Below are 18815 nucleotides of genomic sequence, written 5' to 3'. Positions count from 1 at the left end.
TCCCTTCGCGCGTTCCGTCAACCAGCCACCGGCTGCTCGTGGTCGCGGCGCGGCAGCAGCAGGGGGGTGCCCAGCAGGAGGACGCCGGCGAGGGTGATCGCCGTCAGGGGGGTGGTGGCGGTGGCGAGGAGGCCCCAGAGGGCGGTGAGCGCGGCCTGGGTGAGCCGGCCGGCGACGGTCCAGGTGGTGAGCACCTGCGCGGTGCGGTCGGCGGGGGTGCGGCGGAGGCGCTCGGTGGCGTACAGGGGGTTGTACACGCCCATGCAGGTGATCAGGAGGGCCTCGACCACGATCACCGTGAGCAGGCCCGAGGTGCCGGGGCCGAGGAAGGCGAGGCCGAGGGGGAAGAGGGAGCGGAGCCGGCCGGAGACGGTGCGGACGCGGTGGTGGCCGTAGTGGCGGACCAGGGGCGCGGAGAGGCGGGCGCCCGCGAGGCCGCCGAGGGCCGGGACGCCGAAGGCGAGGCCGTACTGCCAGGGCGGGAAGTGGTACGTGCCGAGGAGGAGGACGGCCAGAAGGGGGACCGTCGCCGTGATCAGGCCGCTGACCAGGACGGAGTTGAGGAACAGGCGGCGCAGGAAGCGGTCGTGACGGAGGGTGCGCCAGCCGGTGAGGAGGTGGACGCGGGAGCGTGCGGGGGCCGGGGGGTCGGCCGCGCGGATGCCCGCGAGGCCCAGCGCGGACAGCAGGTAGCTGACGGCGTCGGCCAGGACGGTGACGACCGGGCCGAACAGGGCGGTGAGGGCGCCGCCGAGGGGCGGGCCGACGGCGGTCGCCACCCAGCTCGTGCCCTCGAACCGGCCGTGCGCGGCAAGGAGGCGGTCACCGGGGACCAGGGTCCTGAGGTACGCGCCGGACGCGGCGGTGAAGGCGATGTTCGCGGTGCCGGAGACGGTCGCGGCGAGGAGGAGCTGGGGGTAGGTGAGCAGGCCGAGGGCGTAGGTGAGGGGGATGCTCGCCGTCGCGAGGAAGCGGACCAGGTCCGCCGCGATCAGCACCGGGCGTTTGGGGCGGCGCTCCACCCAGGGGCCGAGCGGGAGGGCGGCCACCGCCGCGACCGCGAGCCCGGCCGCCTCCAGGAGCGACACCGCGAAGGGTGACGCGTGCAGCACGCGGACCGCGATCAGCGGGAACGCGCCGAAGGCGATCCACGTGCCGTACGTGCTGACGGCGTAGGCCGCCCAGAGGCGGCGGAACCCGGGGACGGGGAGTGCGGACACGGGCGTACGGGTCTTCCGTGAGGTGGGGTGGAGGTGGGGGCGACAACGGGGTGTTGGGGCGGGGTCATCAGACCGGTTGGCGGGGGTGCGGGGCAAACAACCGGAGGGGCGTGGAGCACAACCGTCGGTTGTGGCTGTGTAGGGTCGGGGCATGGACACCGAGGCGGTGCGGTCCTTCGTGCGGGCCGCCGAGCTGGGACAGCTGGGGCAGGCGGCCGACGAGCTGGGGGTGACGCAGCAGGCGGTGTCGAAGCGGATCGCGGCGCTGGAGCGGGAGGTGGGGGTCCGGCTGTTCGCCCGTACCGCCCGGGGGGTCGAGCCGACCCTGGACGGGCAGGCGTTCCTGCCGCACGCGCGGAGCATCGTGGCCGGCGCCGACCGGGCCGTCGCCTCGGTACGGCCCGGCAGCCGGGCCCTGCGGATCGACGTCCTCGGCTTCCGCAGCGCGCAGGCCGTCCTGCTGCGCGCGTACTGGCGGACGCGGCCGCCCGGGACCGACCTCGACGTCGTCACCCTCCGGGCCGCCGACCCCCGGGTGGCGGCGGCCGCCGTCCGGGCCGGGGAGGTGGACGCCGCCTTCCGCACCGTCACCGACCCGGCCGCGCTGCCGCCCGACGTGCGGATGGCACACGCCTTCAGCTCCCCGCTCCAGCTCCTCGTCGGCCCCCGGCACCCGCTCGCCGGGGCGCGCGCGGTGACGCCGGAGCGGCTGCGCCCGCACCGGATCTGGGTGCCGGGCATCGCGGCGGGGAGCGAGTGGTCGGAGTTCTACGACCAGCTCGCCGACGCCTTCGGGCTGCGCGTCGACGCGGCGGGGCCGCACTTCGGCGACGAGGCGCTCCTCGACACCCTCGCGGACTCCGCGGACGTGGCCACCCTCGTCGGCGCCCGCGACCGGTACGTCTGGCCGGCCGCGCACGACCTGCGGCGCATCCCGGTGGTGGACCCGGTGCTCGCCTACCCGATCTCCCTCCTGCTGCCGCGGACCGCGCCGCATCCCGAACTCCGGGGTCTGCTGGACCACTTCGCCGGTGTCGACCCGCTGCCGGACGACGTCTGGCTGCCGTCCTGGCCCACGGTCACGCCGCGCCGGCCAGGAAGGGGAGGAGCAGGGTGAGCAGGGCCCGCGGCCGGTGCAGGGGGATGATGTGGCCACAGTCGTCGATGACGTGGCCGGTGAGGTCGTCGGTCACCGGGCGGAGCTGGCGTTCGAGCGCGGTGCCGACGGGCCGGGCGCCCAGTGCCATCGTCGGGACGGTCAGCCGGGCCGTGGCGACCGCCCGCTCGATCCGCGCGGCGCTCTCGGGCAGCGCCCGGTAGGACGCGAACGCCCGCCCGAGGGCCTCGCGGCCGGTGTAGGCGCGGACGAAGGCGTCGCGGAGCGGCGGGCGGACCCCCTCCCCCAGCGTGCCGGCGTTCAGGAACCAGTCGATGTACGCGGCCTCGTGGCCCTCCAGGACGGTCTCGGCGAGGCCGGGCGCGGCGGCGTGGAAGCCGAACCACCACGGCGGGCCGCCGGCGAGGAAGTCCTCGGCGCCGGGCAGCCGGCCCAGCAGGGACTCCATGACGACCAGGCGCCGGACGAGACCGGGGCGGCGCAGGGCGAGGAGGAAGGCCGGCGGGGTGCCCGCGTCGATGCCGACCACGGCGGCCGAGGAGACGCCGAGCGCGGCGAGCAGCGCGGCGGCGTCGTCGGCGAGGGTGCCGGCGTCGTAACCGGTGCCGTACCCGGCGTCGTGCCCGGCGTCGGCGCGGCCGGTGCCGTGCCCGGCCGCGGGCCCACTGCTCGCGCCGAAGCCCCGCAGGTCCGGGGCGATGACCAGGTGGCGGTCGGTGAGGCCGGCCATGACGTCCGTCCACACCTCCCAGGTGTGCGGGAAGCCGTGCAGCAGCAGGACGGCCGGGCCCGATCCGGCGAGGGCGACGTTCAGTTCGACGCCGTTGACGGGGACGCGGCGCAGTTCGGGCATGGCGGGCTCCGGGAGCAGTGGTGAGAAAGGGTGACCTGGTCACCGTAGGGAACTAGGGTGAGGGGTCCAAGACGGCACTTCTCCCTCAGGTGGTGAGTCCCGGGTGACCACGTCACGCTCCGGAGACCTGCTCGACCCGCGCTGCCCGACCCGGCAGTTGCTCGACCGCGTCGGCACCAAGTGGACGTCGATGGTGGTCAAGGTGCTGGCCGAGGAGGCGCCGGGCGAGATCCGGTTCGCGGAGCTGCGGCGCCGCGCCCCGGGCATCTCGCAGAAGATGCTCTCCACCACCCTGCGCGGCCTGGCCCGCGACGGACTGGTCGCGCGCCGGGTGGAACCCACCGTGCCGCCCGCCGTCCACTACCGGCTCACCGAGCTGGGCCGGTCCCTCGAAGGGCCGCTGTCCGTGCTGCGGGACTGGGCCGAGACGCACATGGCGGAGATCGACCGGAACAACCGGGAGTTCGAGCGGGCGGCCTCCGCGGGGAGCGGACCGGACGCCCCCTCGCGGGACCGCTGACCGCCCGCCCGCGGAGGCGGTGGCGTCAGGACTCCTCGCCCCGGTTCTCCAGGAGGTCCCTGAGCCGGGTCAGGTCGGCGGTCACCATGGCGGTGTCGCGGCCGAAGTCGGCGTCGCTCATGCCGGGCTGCCTGCGGAGGGTGAACACGATCTCGCTGCCGGGGCCGTCGGCGATCACCCGGACCGGGTTGTGGACGGTCTCCCCGGAGGGGAGCGTGACGTCGTGGTCGAGCACGCCCAGGTCGTTGCGCGGCACGAAGGCGACCGTGACCCGGCCCATGGGGGACTCCGCGACCCACTGCCCGTCGATCCGCTCGACGGACCTGCCCAGCCCGTGCGCCCAGGCGGGGAGGTGGAGCGGGTCCGACGCGTAGGCGTAGACCTCGTCGGCGGCCCGGTCGATACGGACGCCGATGTGCCGTGATTCCTTGCGGGTGAGGTTCATGGCCGCGACGCTAGCGGGCCGAAGTCCCCAGATTCGTGAAGGAAACGGACATGGCGGAGGGGGGACGGACGCGCACACTCAGGTGCACCACCACAGCCACCGGTCGCACGTCTCGGACGGTGACGGTTCCGGGGCCGAGGTGGTGGGGGCCGGGTCGGAGGCCGGGCCGGACGGGGAGGCGTCCGGCGGGGTCGTCGCGGGCGGGGTCGCCGAGGGGGCCACCGGGGCCGTGTCCCGCGGGGTGGTCGCCGACCCGTCCGGGTCCCGGTCGTCCGGAGAGCCGGACGCCGCCGTCTCCGCGCCGGACCCCGACGCGTCCGGGCCGGGCGACGCCGAGTCCGAGGCGTCCGCCCCGGGGGACGCCGAGCCGGTGGCGGAGGCGGCGGCGGAGGCGGTGCCGTCCGTGGCGCCCTCCGCCGTCGCCGGCGAGGAGGCGTCCGCGCGCTCCGCGTCGGTCCCGGGAGCGTTGCCCTCGGTGGTGTCCGGCCTGGAGGACGGGGCTCCCGGTGTGTCCATGCCGAGTTCGGCCAGGCTCAGGCCGCCCGCGGCGAGGGCGAACCCGGCGGCGACGAGCAGCGTCCGGCGGCGGCGCCTGCGGTGGGCGGCCGCCTTGCGGTCCCGCCGGCCGCCCCGGCCGGGGCGGTCGGCGCGGCCGGCCGTACGGTCGTCCCGGCCGGCGCCGCGATCGTCCCACCCGACCGCCGAGTGATCGTCGAACCCGACCGCCGAGCGATCGTCCCACCCGACCGCCGAGTGATCGTCGAACCCGGCCATCGCGCGATCGCCATGCCCCGCCGCGGAGTGATCGTCGAACCCGGCCGTCGTACGGTCGTCCCGGCCCGCGCCGCTCCCGGAGAGCCGCCGCTCCCGCCGGGCGCCGTGCCCGTCACCCCGGCCGTCGAGCCCACCGTCACCCCGGCCGTCGAGCCCGTCACCACGGCCGTCATGCCCCACGGCACCGACGCCGGGACCCGCGTCACTCCCGAGGGAGCCCCCTGTCCCGCTCCCTTCGAAGAGACCCCCCTGTCCCCCCGTAGCCGATATGTCCGCCCGTTCGGCCGGTGTGCCGCACCCCGGGCAGATCAGGGCGCCGTTCAGGTGCCGTCGGCACGGGTCGCAGTAGTCCATGACGCGTGAAGGTTAAGTTCCGCGCCGACCCGCTTCCTAGAGCCACCTGTGAAGGTTGTGTGGGAACCGGCCGCCCCCGGCCGTCGAAAGGTTTGGGCGGGGTTTCGAAAACTGCCGAAACCGTTATCTGCGCGACCCATTGACACCCCCGCCGCCCCGTCCTTACTGTCACGCCAGCATTTCGAACGAGTGACGAAATATCGAACACAGCGGAGGACAACTGCCGTGCGCATCACCGGAATCAGCACGCACGTGGTCGGCACGCCGTGGCGCAACCTGACCTATGTCCAGGTGCACACCGACGAGGGCCTCACGGGAGTCGGCGAGACCCGGATGCTGGGCCACACCGACGCGCTCCTCGGCTATCTGAAGGAAGCCGAGGTCAACCACATTCTCGGCTCCGACCCGTTCGCTGTCGAGGACCTCGTCAAGCGCATGAAGTACGGCGACTACGGGCGCGCGGGCGAGATCGTGATGTCCGGCATCGCCGTGATCGAGATGGCCTGCTGGGACATCAAGGGCAAGGCCCTCGGCGTCCCGGTGTGGCAGCTCCTCGGCGGCAAGGTCACCGACAAGGTGAAGGCGTACGCCAACGGCTGGTACACCACCGAGCGGACCCCGGAGGCGTACCACAAGGCCGCGCAGGGGGTCATGGAGCGCGGGTACCGCGCGCTGAAGATCGACCCGTTCGGGACCGGGCACTTCGAGCTGGACCACCAGCAGACGCTGTACGCCGTCTCCCTGATCGAGGCCGTGCGGGACGCCATCGGGCCCGACGCCGAGCTGATGCTGGAGATGCACGGCCGGTTCTCCCCCAGCACGGCGGTCCGGCTCGCGCACGAGCTGGCGCCGTTCAAGCCGGCCTGGCTGGAGGAGCCGGTGCCGCCGGAGAACCTGCGGGCGCTGAAGAAGGTGGCCGAGAAGGTGGACCTGCCGGTCGCCACCGGTGAGCGCATCCACGACCGGATCGAGTTCCGCGAGCTGTTCGAGGACCAGTCCGTCGACATCATCCAGCCGGACGTCGGCCACATCGGCGGCATCTGGGAGACCCGCAAGCTCGCCGCCACCGCCGAGACCCACTACACGCTGGTCGCGCCGCACAACGTCGGCGGGTCCGTGCTCACCGCCGCCTCGCTCCAGGTCGGCTTCACCTCGCCCAACTTCAAGATCCTGGAGCACTTCAACGACTTCGCGGACGCGGAGATCAAGAAGGTGGTCAAGGGCGCCCCGCAGGTGGACCCGGAGGACGGGTGCTTCCACCTCTCCGACGCGCCCGGCCTCGGCGTCGAGCTGGACACCGACGCCGCCGCCGAGTTCCCGCAGCAGCAGGCCCGGTTCGACCTGTGGGCCGAGGGCTGGGAGCAGCGCAAGCCCAAGGGCACCCGGTGAGCACCGCCGTCGTCATCGAGGCGCCGGGCGCGCACCGGCTCGTCCCGCACGAGCCGCGCGACCCGGCCGCCGGTGAGGCGCTGGTGCGGGTGCACGCGGCCGGGATCTGCGGCAGCGACCGGGAGGTCCACCAGGGCAACCGGCCCGAAGGGTACGTCCGTTACCCGCTCGTCCCCGGCCACGAGTGGTCCGGGACGGTCGAGGCGGTCGGTGCCGGGGTGCCGGTCTCGCTGGTCGGGCGGAAGGTCGTCGGCGAGGGGTTCCGCAACTGCCAGGTCTGCGACCGCTGCCACGCCGGTGAGACGACGTTGTGCACCGCCGGGTACGAGGAGACCGGGTTCACCCAGCCGGGCGCGATGGCGGCGACCCTGACCCTCCCGGCCCGGCTGCTGCACGTCCTCCCGGACGACGCCGACCTCACCGCCGCCGCCCTGCTGGAACCGGCCGCCTGCGTCGCCGCCGCCGCGCTGAAGGCGAACGCGCGGCCGGGCGAGCGGGTCGCCGTGGTCGGCACGGGGACGCTCGGGATGTTCGCCGTGCAGTTCCTGGCGGCCGGCTCCCCCGCCGAGCTGCTGGTCGTCGGCACGCGCGACGACCGGGAGGCGCTCTCCCGGCAGTTCGGCGCGACCGGCTTCCGCACCAAGGACCGCCCGCTGCCGGACGACTTCGACGTCGTCATCGAGACCGCCGGGTCCGCCGACGCCGCCCGGACCGCGGCGGGCCTGCTCCGGCGGGGCGGACGCCTCGTGCTCACCGGCATCCCGGCCGCCGGCGCCGACGGTCTCGACCCCACCGACCTGGTGGTGCGGCAACTGGAGGTGCACACCGTCTTCGGGGCGCCGCCGGACGCCTGGGCGCACACGGTCCGGGTGTTCGGCGCCGGCCTGCTCGACCCGCTGCCACTGGTGACGCACGAGCTGCCGCTCGCCGAGTTCGACCACGCCATCGAGCTGGTCGGCTCCGGCGACCCCAAGGTCGGCAAGGTCCTCCTGCGCCCCTAGGGCGCCCCGACCGTACGCCGGTACGGGGGCGCCCTGACGGTCCCCGTACCGGCGTACACCCATTCGTCACCCCTGACACCTGCCGCGAACCTCGTCCGGCATGTCGGACCGGCCCCCGGGCCGGTCCGCCGAACCAGTCTCCCGAACACGAAGGACAGCTTGTGACCGACGCTTCCGCCACGGCGCCCCGCCGGCCCGGTGAGCAGGCCCTCACCGCCCTCGGCCTGGGCGCGCCCGCCCTCGACCCCGCCGACGCCTCGCCGCACGCCTTCCCCGACGGCGGTCGCTGGCGCACCGAGATCCCCTCCTGCGAGGGCCCCGAGGCGCTGGCGGTGGTCCTGAAGGAGTCCTCACGCCTCGACGTGCCGATCCACCGGATCAGCCAGGGCAGCGGCGTGTGGATGCTCACGGACGCCGAGATCACCGAGATGGTCGAGGCCACCGCCGCCCGCGACATCGAGCTGTGCCTGTTCACCGGCCCGCGCGGCACCTGGGACATCGGCGGCTCCACCCGGACCGACTCCGGCGGCGGGGGCCTGCGGGCCCGCGGCCACGACGCCGTGGCCGGGTGCGTCGAGGACGCCGTGCGCGCCACCGAGCTGGGCGTGAAGTGCCTGCTCGTCGCCGACGAGGGCGTGCTGTGGACGCTGCACCGGGCGCGGGCCGCCGGGATCATCCCCGCCGACACCACGCTCAAGGTCTCGGCGCTGGTCGGGCCGGTCAACCCGGCCTCGTTCGCCGTCTACGAACGGCTGGGCGCCGACTCCGTCAACGTGCCCAGCGATCTGACACTGGACCATCTCACCGAGATCCGGCGGGTGTCGGCGGCGCCGATGGACATGTACATCGAGGCGCCCGACGACCTCGGGGGCTATGTCCGGATGTACGAGGTGGCCGAGCTGATCCGGCGCGGCGCCCCGCTGTACCTGAAGTTCGGCCTGTCCAAGTCCCCGGGGCTCTACCCGTACGGGAACCACCTGCGGGAACTCACCCTGGCCACCGCCAAGGAGCGGGTGCGGCGCGGACGGCTCGCGCTGGATCTGCTCCAACGGCACGGCGCGGACAACGAGATGGCGCCGCTCGGCTCCCGGCTGCCCGGCACGCTCAACCGGTTCGAGATCTCGTCATAACGTTCTGGAAACTCCCTTCTCAAAAGAAGACACGACCGCGCACAATCCGACACACCTTCGTCTCGGTCTCGTACGCACACATCAAGGATGATGATCATGCGCAACCGCAGAGCCGCTCTCGCCGCCCTCGCCACGGCCGCCTCCCTCGCCCTCACCCTGACCGCCTGCGGCCAGAGCGGCGAAGGCGGCAGCGAGGAGGACAAGGGAGGGTCGGACGGCGCCACCATCGGCATCGCGATGCCGACCAAGTCCTCCGAGCGCTGGATCGCCGACGGCGCCAACGTCGTCAAGGAGCTGGAGGCCAAGGGCTACAAGACCAAGCTGGTCTACGGGGAGGACGACCCCGACCAGCAGGTCTCCCAGATCGAGAACCTGATCACGCAGGGTGTGAAGGCGCTGATCATCGCGGCCATCGACAACAAGTCGATGAACAACGTGGTGCAGCAGGCCAAGGACGCCGACATCCCGGTGATCTCCTACGACCGCCTGATCCTGGGCACCGAGAACGTCGACTACTACGCCTCCTTCGACAACGAGAAGGTCGGTGAGCTCCAGGGCACCTACATCCTGGAGAAGCTCGGCCTGAAGGACGGCGGTGAGAAGGGCCCGTTCAACATCGAGCTGTTCGCCGGCTCCAACGACGACAACAACACCCGCTACTTCTTCAACGGCGCGATGAAGGTGCTCCAGCCCTACATCGACAAGAAGCAGCTCGTCGTCCGCTCCGGGCAGACCGCCCTCAACCAGGTCACCACCCTGCGCTGGGACGGCGGCACCGCCCAGAAGCGCATGGACGACATCCTGACGTCGGCGTACAAGCGCGAGCGGGTCGACGCGGTGCTGTCGCCGTACGACGGCATCTCCATCGGCATCCTCTCCGCCCTGAAGTCGGACGACTACGGGTCCAAGAGCAAGCCGCTGCCGGTCGTCACCGGCCAGGACGCCGAGCTGGCCTCGGTGAAGTCGATCATCGCCGGCGAGCAGTCGATGTCCGTCTTCAAGGACCTCCGCGAGCTGGCGAAGGTCTCCGCGAACATGGTCGACGGCCTCCTCAACGACAAGAAGCCCGAGGTCAACGACACCAAGACCTACGACAACGGCGCCAAGGTCGTCCCGGCCTACCTGCTGGAGCCGGTCGCCGTCGACAAGGAGAACTACCAGAAGGAACTCGTCGACTCCGGCTACATCAAGGCGAGCGACCTCAAGTAACCGCCGCCACCGAGTGATTGGAAGGCACGACCATGGCGGGACCCGTCCTGGAAATGCGCTCGATCGTCAAGACCTTTCCCGGCGTCAAGGCGCTGTCGGACGTCACGCTGACCGTACGGCAGGGCGAGGTCCACGCCATCTGCGGGGAGAACGGCGCCGGCAAGTCGACGCTGATGAAGGTCCTCTCCGGGGTCCATCCGCACGGCACCTACGAGGGCGAGATCCTCTTCGAGGGCCGGCCCTGCGCCTTCAAGGACATCCGGGCCAGCGAGCAGCACGGCATCGTGATCATCCACCAGGAACTGGCCCTGGTGCCCTACCTCCCCATCGCGGAGAACATCTTCCTCGGCAACGAGCACGCCGCCCGGGGCTTCATCAACTGGAACGACACCCTCAGGCACGCCACCGAGCTGCTGCGCCGAGTCGGCCTGGACGAGCACCCCGAGACCCGGGTCGCGGACATCGGCGTCGGCAAGCAGCAGCTCGTGGAGATCGCCAAGGCGCTGTCGAAGAAGGTGAAGCTGCTCATCCTCGACGAGCCGACGGCGGCCCTGAACGACGAGGACAGCGGCAAACTGCTCGACCTGATCCTCCAGTTGAAGGAACAGGGCATCACCTCGATCATCATCTCCCACAAGCTGAACGAGATCCGCCGGGTCGCCGACTCGGTGACCATCCTGCGGGACGGACGGACCATCGAGACGCTGGACGTGAAGGCCCCGGAGACCACCGAGGACCGGATCATCTCCGGGATGGTCGGCCGGGACCTGGAGCACCGCTTCCCCGAGCGCTCCCCGCACGAGCCGGAGGCCGGGCAGGCACCGGCCCTGGAGATCCGCGGCTGGACCGTGCACCACCCCATCGACCAGCAGCGCAAGGTGGTCGACGACGTCTCGCTGAACGTACGGCGCGGCGAGATCGTCGGCATCGCGGGCCTGATGGGCGCGGGCCGCACCGAACTGGCGATGAGCGTCTTCGGCCGCGCCTACGGCCGGTACGCGGGCGGCACGGTCCTGAAGGACGGCACGGAGATCCGTACCAAGTCCGTCCCCGAGGCGGTCAAGCACGGCATCGCGTACGTCACCGAGGACCGCAAGCACTACGGGCTCAACCTCATCGACACCATCGGCCGCAACATCTCGCTGAGCGCCCTGCAGAAGGTCGCCAGGCGCGGGGTCGTCGACGAGCACGGCGAGCGCCAGGTCGCCGAGGGCTTCCGGAAGTCCATGAACATCAAGGCGCCGACGGTCTTCGAGCCGGTGGGCAAGCTCTCCGGCGGCAACCAGCAGAAGGTCGTCCTCAGCAAGTGGATCTTCGCGGGTCCGGACGTGCTGATCCTGGACGAGCCGACGCGCGGCATCGACGTCGGCGCGAAGTACGAGATCTACACGGTCATCGACCAACTGGCCGCCCAGGGCAAGGCGGTCGTCTTCATCTCCTCCGAGCTGCCGGAGCTGCTCGGCATGTGCGACCGCATCTACACGATGGCCGCGGGGCGGCTGACCGGTGAGTTCTCGCGGGCCGAGGCCTCGCAGGAAGTGCTGATGCGTCAGATGACGAAGGACAAAGAGGTAACCCGATGAGCACGGATGTGACCGCCAAGTCGCCGGCCCCGGCGCCGGCCGGGAAGGGCGGGCCGGCCGGCGGCGACGGCCTGCTCCAGCTGATGCTGGACGGCATGCGCCGCAACATGCGGCAGTACGGCATGCTGTTCGCCCTCGGGCTGATCGTGGTGCTGTTCGCCGTCTGGACCGGCGGTGACCTGCTGCTGCCGCGCAACGTCTCCAACCTGGTCCTGCAGAACAGCTACATCCTGATCCTCGCGATCGGCATGATGCTGGTGATCATCGCGGGTCACATCGACCTGTCGGTGGGCTCGCTGACGGCGTTCGTCGGGTCGATGGCCGCCGTGTTCATGGTGAAACACGATCTGCCCTGGCCGGTCGCGGTGATCCTCTGCCTGGCCATGGGCGCCCTCGCCGGCGCGGTGCAGGGATTCTTCATCGCGTACGGCGGCATACCGTCGTTCATCGTGACCCTCGCCGGCATGCTGATCTTCCGCGGGCTGACGGAGATCTTCCTGGAGGGGCAGACCCTCGGCCCGTTCCCGGAGGGCCTGCAGAAGGTCGCCAACGGCTTCCTGCCCGAGGTCGGCCCGGAGACGAACTACCACAACCTGACCCTGTTGCTGGGCTTCGCGCTGATCGCGTTCGTGCTGTATCAGGAGTGGCGCGACCGCAAGCGGCAGCAGGAGTTCGCGCTCGACGTGCTCCCCGTCAAGCTGTGGGCGCTGAAGCTGGTGGCGCTGGTCGCCGCGGTCCTCGTCGTCACGCTGCTGCTCGCCAGCTACAAGGGCGCCCCGATCGTGCTGCTGGTCCTCAGCGTGCTGCTGGTCGGCTTCGGCTATGTCATGCGCAACGCGATCATCGGCCGGCACATCTACGCCATCGGCGGCAACCTGCCCGCGGCCAAGCTGTCGGGCGTGAAGGACAAGAAGGTCACCTTCCTGGTCTTCCTGAACATGGGCATGCTCGCGGCCCTGGCGGGTCTGGTCTTCGCCGCCCGCTTCAACGCGGCCTCGCCCAAGGCGGGCCTCAACTTCGAGCTGGAGGCCATCGCCGCCTCGTTCATCGGCGGGGCGTCGATGAGCGGCGGCGTCGGCACGGTCCTCGGCGCGATCATCGGCGGTCTGGTCCTGGGCGTGCTGAACAACGGCATGAACCTCGTCGGCATCGGCACCGACTGGCAGCAGGTCATCAAGGGCCTGGTGCTGCTGGCGGCGGTCGGCTTCGACGTGTGGAACAAACGCAAGGTCGGTTCGTAGGGCAGTTCGGGCCCCCGTCCGGTACCGGGCGGGGGCCGTTTCCTTATGACAGGAGAGCCGCATGGAACTGAGCAGACGTACGGTCATCGCGGGCGCCGCCGCGGCGGGCGTCGCCGCCACCGCGATCGGCGGCACGGCACAGGCAGCAGGGGGAGGCAGGAAGCCGGTGAAGGACCTCTTCGGCACGCTCGCCGACGGCACGAAGGTGTACCGCTGGTCGCTGGAGAACGGCGGCACGCGGATGAGGGTGCTGTCGTACGGCGGTGTCGTGCAGTCCCTGGAGATACCCGACCGCCGGGGCCGGTACGAGAACGTCTCCCTCGGCTTCGACAACCTCGACGACTACGTGGCCCGCAGCCCCCACTTCGGCGCGCTGATCGGCCGCTACGGCAACCGCATCGCCAAGGGCCGCTTCACCCTCGACGGCACCGCGTACCAGCTCTCCGTCAACGACGGCGAGAACTCCCTGCACGGCGGCGCGCTCGGCTTCGACTACCGGGTCTGGGACGTGGAGCCGTTCACCAGGGGCTCCGACGTCGGCCTGGTGCTCCGCTACACCAGCGCCGACGGCGAGATGGGCTACCCCGGCACCCTGAGGGCGAAGGTGACGTACACCCTCACCCGCTCCGGCGACTGGCGCGTCGACTACGCGGCCACCACCGACAAGGCCACCGTCGTCAACCTCACCAGCCACGTCTACTGGAACCTGGCCGGCGAGGGCAGCGGCACCGTCGAGGACCACGAACTCTCCATCGCCGCCTCGCGGTTCACCCCCACCGACGCGGGCCTGATCCCCACCGGCGAGCTGGCGAAGGTCGCGGGCACCCCCTTCGACTTCCGGCGGGCCAAGCCGATCGGCCGGGACATCCGCGCGGGCCACCCGCAGCTCGTCCTCGCCAAGGGCTTCGACCACAACTGGGTGCTGGACAAGGGCATCACCGCCCGCCCCGAGCACATCGCCACCCTGCGCGACGGCTCCTCCGGCCGCACCCTGCGCATCGCCACCGACCAGCCCGGCCTGCAGTTCTACTCGGGCAACTTCCTGGACGGCACCCTCACCGGCACCGGCGGTTCCGTCTACCGGCAGGGCGACGCGCTCTGCCTGGAGACGCAGCACTTCCCGGACTCCCCGAACCAGCCGTCCTTCCCGTCGACCGTGCTGCGCCCCGGCGAGACCTACCGGACGACGACCATCCACACGTTCGACTCCTGAGTTCCGTGAGACTCCTGGAGCCCTGTCGTCACACTTCCCTCACCTGAGGTGAACGGCGGCGCACTCCGCCGTGTACTCGAGGACGGCCCGCGCTCCCCCGCGCGGGCCGTCCTCGCCGCTACGGAGGTTCCCTCGACCGGCAACGTCACCTCGCTGGTCCGCGGCACCGCGGCGCACAGCCCGTCGATGGCGGCGCCGGCCCGGGGAAGCGGCGACGGCGCGGGGTCCGTGGACTTCTGCAGCGCGGGAACCGGAGCCGGGGCCGAGGCCGGGGCCGGGGCCGAGGCCGGCTACAGCTCGGGCACGGCGGCGGTGGACCGGCTGGTGGGCGAGACCGACAGGGCGGGGACGCGGATGCCGGCGCCGCTGCCGCTGCCGCAGGCGGTACCGCAAGCCGCTGCCGGCACCGATGGCGCCCCAGCCGCTCCCGGCCGCCGCCGCGCCCGCCCCGGCCGCCGCCGTCCTGCCCGCCGCCACCCCGCCCGGGGTCCCCGCGCCGGGCGGTCTCACCGCGGCGCAGGTCCGGGGCGCCACCGGTCCTGAAGCGGCCTCGGCCACGGACCGGCCGTGGGCGCGGAGCTGGCCGCAGGCGGCGGGGACGTGGCTCAGACGCTGGACACGGGCGGTGTCCAGCGGTGGGTGCGGGGAACCTGGCCGGTCACGCCGTACTCCTTCTTCAGCTGCTCGGGGATGGCGTAGTGCATGACCCGGCCGCGGGTGAGCGAGGACAGCTCCAGGACGGTGGTGAGGTGCCCGAGCCGGTCCAGCGCCCAGGCGCCCAGCGGGGAGCGGTCCTCGATGGTCTCCAGGACGCCGAGCAGGTGAGGGACGGCCCTGACGACGGTGTCCCAGGGGGTGCGGGGCACCTGGAGCCAGTCGGCGCAGGTGTCGCCGATCAGATGCCGGATCAGCGCGGAGACGATCGGGTCGAAGAAGGTGCCGGGGACGACCTCCTCGTACAGGTCGATCAGCTGCCGCGTCAGGTGCGCGCCCTCCTCGGAGGGGCCCATGTGCCGGATCATGTACCGGTCGAGGAAGTCCCGGGCGTCGTCCAGGGTCTTCGGTACGGCGTCCTGGTCGACGCCGAGCATCGCGCCCACGACCCGCCACGCGTAGTAGTACGCCTCGGCGCCCTCGGCCGACATGTGGATGCCGAGCCGGTGCAGGGAGTCCAGCACGAGCAGCGAGAAGAACAGCTGCCCGCCGATCATGTCCTCCTGGCAGATCGGCACGCCCAGCGCCGCGGCGTCCCAGCGGTCCTCCCGCACCAGGTGGTGGCGGATGGCGGCGTGCAGCAGGCGGACCTTCTGCGCGGCCGGGATGAACCGGCTGCCGGCCTCGAACGCGTCGGGCCGCATCAGGTAGACGGTGAACTGCCCGGTCTCCGCCATCCGCTTCGAGGGGTACTCCAGCCCGTGCGTGGCCGACAGCAGCCTGGCCACGTTCGGGACGACGTAACAGGCGGGCATCGAGGCGAACGACAGTGCCGTGGAGATGTGGACGTTGTTGTCGACGAAGAACAACCGGGCCTTCTCCATCTCCTCCCAGTCCACCCAGGACGGCGGGGCGCTCGTCGCCGCCAGGTACTCCCGGGCCACGTCGGGCAGCCCCTCGGGCAGCGGGGCGCCGGCGGTGGACACGTACCGCATCAGGGTGTTGAACGTGCCGGCCTCCCCGCGTGCGAACAGGGTGGCCACGGTCGCGTCGGCCAGTTCGTCGCCGGCTCGGCGCAGGGCGTCCATCGACGCCTCGGTACGGGTCATCACGGGTCTCCTCGGCGGGCTGTCAGTGTTGGCGGGCCGTCGCCGACCGCGCCAGGGCGGTCAGGGCCGCGGCGGCGGACGCGGGCAGGTCGAGGTCGTGCAGGCAGCGGGTGGCCTCCTCGACCCGCGCGGTGATCATGTCTTCGACGCGGTCCGGCGCCTTCAGGCGGAGCATCAACGCGCGTACGGCCTCCAGCGCGCCGGGGCCCGGGTCGCGCCGGCCCAGCAGGGCTCCCAGCTCGGCGCGTTCCCCGTCACCGGCGATCCGCCAGGTCTCGGCCAGCAGGGCGGTGGGCCGCCGGCCGCGTAGGTCGTCGAGGTTGGCCTTGCCGGTGCGCTCGGGTTCCCCGAACAGGCCCAGCAGATCGTCCCTGAGCTGGAACGCCTCGCCCAGCGGCAGCCCGTACCCGCTGTACCCCTCGGTCAGCCGCGGTCCGGCGCCGGCCAGCGCCCCGCCGATCAGCAGGGGGTGCTCGACGGTGTACTTGGCGGTCTTGTACCGGATGACCTTCAGCGACGTGGCCAGGTCCGGGTCGGCCCCGGTGTGCAGGATCTCCAGGCACTCGCCGGCGATCAGTTCGCGGGCGAGCACCGCCCAGAGGGGGCGGGCCCGGCCGAGGTAGGCGGCGGGCAGGCCGCTGGTGGCGAACAGCTGTCCGGCCAGCGACATCAGCAGGTCCCCCACCAGCATGGCCAGCGACCGGGCGGCCGTCACCGCGCGGGGCCGGCGCCGCAGCGCGGACCGCAGTGCCACGTGCGCGGTGGGCCGGCCGTGGCGCAGCGCGCTGTCGTCGACGAGGTCGTCGTGCACGACGGCGGCGGCGTGCACCAGTTCCATGGCCGCCGCGGCCCGCAGCAGCGCGTCGCTGTCGGGCTGCCCGGCGGCGCGCCAGCCCCAGTAGCAGAAGGCCGCGCGGAGCCGTTTGCCGTCGGCGACCGCCTGCTCCAGCTCGCGGGCGACGGGCGCGAGCGCCGCATCGATCTCCGCGAGCCGGTCGGCCTCCTCGGCGACGAACGGGCCCAGCACCGCGTCGACGCGGGCCTTGAACGCGCCCGCCTCCCAGCGCTCAGCCACCGTCGCCGGACCGCCGGGCCGTGACGTGCCGGGCGAGTACCTCCAGCTGGGGCGGTGGCGCGGTCGTGACCCGGTCCACGACCAGGCGTCCGCGCGCGATCAGGTCCTGCTCGGCCTCGGCCACCAGCTCCGCGGTGTCCGCCCGGCGCAGCAGTCCGCGGACCGTGCCGAGGACCGAACCGGCGGCGCTCACCGCCAGGCCGGCCACTCCGGCCGCCAGCAGCAGGGCGTGCTGTTCCACGCCGCCGGGGCGTTCCGTTTCCCGTGCCATGCCCTGTGTCATGCCTCCCCCACCCGCAGAAGTCGTCGTTCCGCTCAGCGTCGCGTTCCACCGGGCGGGGGGAGGCCGGGACTCACCAACGAGCGATCACACCGTATGCATGTACGACACGCGCGCGGTCAGTAGGCGACGGGCCAGCCGCTGCTCCAGTTCAGGAGGTTGAGGCCGAGCTTGGGGGTGCCGTTGTCGTTGCCGTCGTAGTAGTGGTAGACGATCAGGTCGCCGTCGGCGTCCTTCATGATCGACTGGCCGCCGGGGCCGATGACGCCGCCGTGCGACTCCAGGACCGGGGTGCCGCCGTTGCTGGTCATCGCCACGCCGTTCTTGTCGCGGTACGGCCCGGTGACGGAGGTGGCCCGGCCGACCTTGACCTTGTACGTGGAGCTGGTGCCGGCGCAGCAGGTGTCGTACGAGGCGAAGAGGTAGTAGTACCCGTTCCGCTTGACGATGTACGGGGCTTCGACGGCCTTGGTCCCGGTGGGGCGGGAGGCGAGGGAGTAGCGGGTGGTGTTGGAGGAGAGCTGCTTCCCGGTGGACGGGTTGATCTGGATCATCTTGATGCCGGTCCACCAACTGCCGAAGGACAGCCACCACTTGGCGTCGTCGTCGACGAAGAGGTTGGGGTCGATGGCGTTGTAGTCGCTGGAACCGTTCGACGTGTAGACGACGCCGTAGTCGGTCCAGCTGCCCGGCTGCCCGGTGGTGGAGCCGGCGAGGCCGATGGCGGAGGTGTTCACGCCGAACGAGGAGACGGAGTAGTACATCAGGTACTTGCCGCCGTGGTACGAGATGTCCGGCGCCCAGGCCTCCGGGACGGAGCTGTACGTCGACCACCAGCCCGGCTTGGCGGAGAACGCGTCGGCGCCCGCGGTGAAGGCGGTGCGGTCGGCGGAGGACTTGTTCGCGATGCCGCCGCCGGTGGCGTAGAGCAGGTACTGCCCGGACGAGGTGCGGATCATCGTCGGGTCGTGGGTGACGACGGAACCGGTGACGTGTCCCGGGTTCGGGTACGCCGACGCGGTACCCGGCACGAGGGCGAGCAGGGCGGCGAAGGGGAGGGCGAGGAGAGCGGTGCGCTTGCGGCTCATACGGGTCTCCTTGCGGATGGGGGGAGTTCACGACGCGCCGTCCGGGAGGCGCTCCGGCCGGTTCGAAATACCGGACGATGGTCGCAAGTTCGAACGGGACCGTAGAATCGAACTCCTTGCGCGTCAATGGTTCGCGCAGCCCTGTCCGCTCCGGAGCCTCAGCCCGGACGGGTCGCGTCCGCCGTCAGCTCCCCCCGCCCGGGGCCGACGCCGCCTCGATCACCGCGTCCAGCAGGGCGCGTGAGCGCCGCAGGTCCTCGATCATGCCGTCGATACGGGCCCGTTCCGCCGTCAGTTCCTCGACGAGGCGCGCGTCCGCGGTCCGGGAGGGGCCGCCGTCGCTGTCGCGCATGCACGGCAGCAGCTCGGCGATCTTCGAGCTGCACAGCCCGGCCGCGTACAGCTCCTGGACGCGCCGCACCCGTTCCACCGCGGCCTCTGTGAACTCGCGGTGTCCGCCGGGGGTGCGCGAGGCCCACAGCAGGCCCTCCTGCTCGTAGTAGCGCAGGGACCGCTCACTGACGCCCGTGCGGCGGGCCAGCTCACCGATACGCATGACG

18 protein-coding genes are annotated in these 18815 nt (G+C 72.1%); 9 read left to right on the top strand and 9 right to left on the bottom strand.

Features of this window, described 5'->3' with window-relative positions:
* Positions 1-17: 17 nt before the first annotated feature.
* The gene (locus Sdagh_RS30640; protein WP_226535971.1) at positions 18-1220 is read right to left on the bottom strand and encodes an MFS transporter; all 1203 of its coding nucleotides are present in this window, start codon (positions 1218-1220) and stop codon (positions 18-20) included.
* A gap of 151 nt (positions 1221-1371) precedes the next feature.
* Between Sdagh_RS30640 and Sdagh_RS30635 the strand changes: the two genes are divergently transcribed.
* On the top strand, positions 1372-2337 hold the full coding sequence (locus tag Sdagh_RS30635) for a LysR family transcriptional regulator (protein ID WP_190077620.1): 966 nt from the start codon (positions 1372-1374) through the stop codon (positions 2335-2337).
* Here the strand turns inward: Sdagh_RS30635 and Sdagh_RS30630 are convergent.
* Positions 2300-3190, bottom strand: a complete 891-nt coding sequence (locus Sdagh_RS30630; RefSeq protein WP_190077619.1) for an alpha/beta fold hydrolase — start codon at positions 3188-3190, stop codon at positions 2300-2302. The genes Sdagh_RS30635 and Sdagh_RS30630 overlap by 38 nt on opposite strands.
* Before the next feature lie 103 nt (positions 3191-3293).
* Between Sdagh_RS30630 and Sdagh_RS30625 the strand changes: the two genes are divergently transcribed.
* Positions 3294-3710 carry a winged helix-turn-helix transcriptional regulator gene (locus tag Sdagh_RS30625; RefSeq protein ID WP_190077618.1) on the top strand — a complete coding sequence of 139 codons (417 nt, stop codon included), beginning with the start codon at positions 3294-3296 and terminating at the stop codon, positions 3708-3710.
* Positions 3711-3735: 25 nt separating this feature from the next.
* On the opposite strand, the gene Sdagh_RS30620 is transcribed toward Sdagh_RS30625, so the two are convergent.
* Together Sdagh_RS30620 and Sdagh_RS30615 are read right to left on the bottom strand one after the other, a co-directional pair.
* Positions 3736-4155: an SRPBCC family protein gene (locus Sdagh_RS30620; protein ID WP_189413021.1), complete on the bottom strand. Its 420-nt coding sequence runs from the start codon at positions 4153-4155 to the stop codon at positions 3736-3738.
* A 78-nt stretch (positions 4156-4233) separates the two neighbouring features.
* Positions 4234-5283, bottom strand: coding sequence for an SCO2400 family protein (locus Sdagh_RS30615; RefSeq protein ID WP_443732408.1), 1050 nt, complete (start codon positions 5281-5283; stop codon positions 4234-4236).
* 225 nt (positions 5284-5508) lie between these two features.
* Here Sdagh_RS30615 and Sdagh_RS30610 point away from each other — a divergent pair, with 225 nt between their 5' ends.
* The 7 genes from Sdagh_RS30610 (at position 5509) to Sdagh_RS30580 (ending at position 14049) form a co-directional block, all read left to right on the top strand.
* Positions 5509-6672, top strand: a complete 1164-nt coding sequence (locus Sdagh_RS30610) for a mandelate racemase/muconate lactonizing enzyme family protein (protein ID WP_189413017.1) — start codon at positions 5509-5511, stop codon at positions 6670-6672.
* On the top strand, positions 6669-7673 hold the full coding sequence (locus Sdagh_RS30605) for a zinc-dependent alcohol dehydrogenase (RefSeq protein WP_189413015.1): 1005 nt from the start codon (positions 6669-6671) through the stop codon (positions 7671-7673). The genes Sdagh_RS30610 and Sdagh_RS30605 overlap by 4 nt, the downstream gene beginning before the upstream one ends.
* 161 nt (positions 7674-7834) lie before the next feature.
* Complete coding sequence (locus Sdagh_RS30600) at positions 7835-8803, top strand: hypothetical protein (RefSeq protein WP_190077616.1); 969 nt, start codon at positions 7835-7837, stop codon at positions 8801-8803.
* A 96-nt stretch (positions 8804-8899) separates the two neighbouring features.
* Entirely contained in the window at positions 8900-10012 is a 1113-nt protein-coding gene (gene chvE, locus Sdagh_RS30595; protein ID WP_189413011.1) for a multiple monosaccharide ABC transporter substrate-binding protein, read from the top strand.
* A gap of 32 nt (positions 10013-10044) precedes the next feature.
* Entirely contained in the window at positions 10045-11595 is a 1551-nt protein-coding gene (gene mmsA / locus Sdagh_RS30590) for a multiple monosaccharide ABC transporter ATP-binding protein (RefSeq protein ID WP_189413009.1), read from the top strand.
* On the top strand, positions 11592-12836 hold the full coding sequence (gene mmsB / locus Sdagh_RS30585) for a multiple monosaccharide ABC transporter permease (RefSeq protein ID WP_190077615.1): 1245 nt from the start codon (positions 11592-11594) through the stop codon (positions 12834-12836). The genes mmsA and mmsB overlap by 4 nt, the downstream gene beginning before the upstream one ends.
* Before the next feature lie 61 nt (positions 12837-12897).
* Positions 12898-14049, top strand: coding sequence for an aldose epimerase family protein (locus tag Sdagh_RS30580; RefSeq protein WP_190007941.1), 1152 nt, complete (start codon positions 12898-12900; stop codon positions 14047-14049).
* Between the two features lie 605 nt (positions 14050-14654).
* Here Sdagh_RS30580 and Sdagh_RS30570 read toward each other — a convergent pair.
* The 5 genes from Sdagh_RS30570 to Sdagh_RS30550 all read right to left on the bottom strand — a co-directional run bounded on the left by Sdagh_RS30570 (position 14655) and on the right by Sdagh_RS30550 (position 18811).
* Positions 14655-15812, bottom strand: coding sequence for an oxygenase MpaB family protein (locus Sdagh_RS30570; protein ID WP_189413003.1), 1158 nt, complete (start codon positions 15810-15812; stop codon positions 14655-14657).
* 22 nt (positions 15813-15834) lie between these two features.
* The gene (locus Sdagh_RS30565; protein ID WP_190077614.1) at positions 15835-16887 is read right to left on the bottom strand and encodes a polyprenyl synthetase family protein; all 1053 of its coding nucleotides are present in this window, start codon (positions 16885-16887) and stop codon (positions 15835-15837) included.
* Complete coding sequence (locus tag Sdagh_RS30560; protein WP_189412999.1) at positions 16880-17158, bottom strand: polyprenyl synthetase; 279 nt, start codon at positions 17156-17158, stop codon at positions 16880-16882. The genes Sdagh_RS30565 and Sdagh_RS30560 overlap by 8 nt, the downstream gene beginning before the upstream one ends.
* 128 nt (positions 17159-17286) lie before the next feature.
* Positions 17287-18255: an arabinan endo-1,5-alpha-L-arabinosidase gene (locus tag Sdagh_RS30555; RefSeq protein WP_190077613.1), complete on the bottom strand. Its 969-nt coding sequence runs from the start codon at positions 18253-18255 to the stop codon at positions 17287-17289.
* Between the two features lie 184 nt (positions 18256-18439).
* Positions 18440-18811, bottom strand: coding sequence for a MerR family transcriptional regulator (locus tag Sdagh_RS30550; RefSeq protein ID WP_189412995.1), 372 nt, complete (start codon positions 18809-18811; stop codon positions 18440-18442).
* Positions 18812-18815 lie beyond the last annotated feature (4 nt).

The organism is Streptomyces daghestanicus, assembly GCF_020521275.1.
Taxonomy (GTDB): Bacteria; Actinomycetota; Actinomycetes; order Streptomycetales; family Streptomycetaceae; genus Streptomyces; species Streptomyces griseoviridis.
This window is presented reverse-complemented; position numbering and strand designations above follow the sequence as displayed.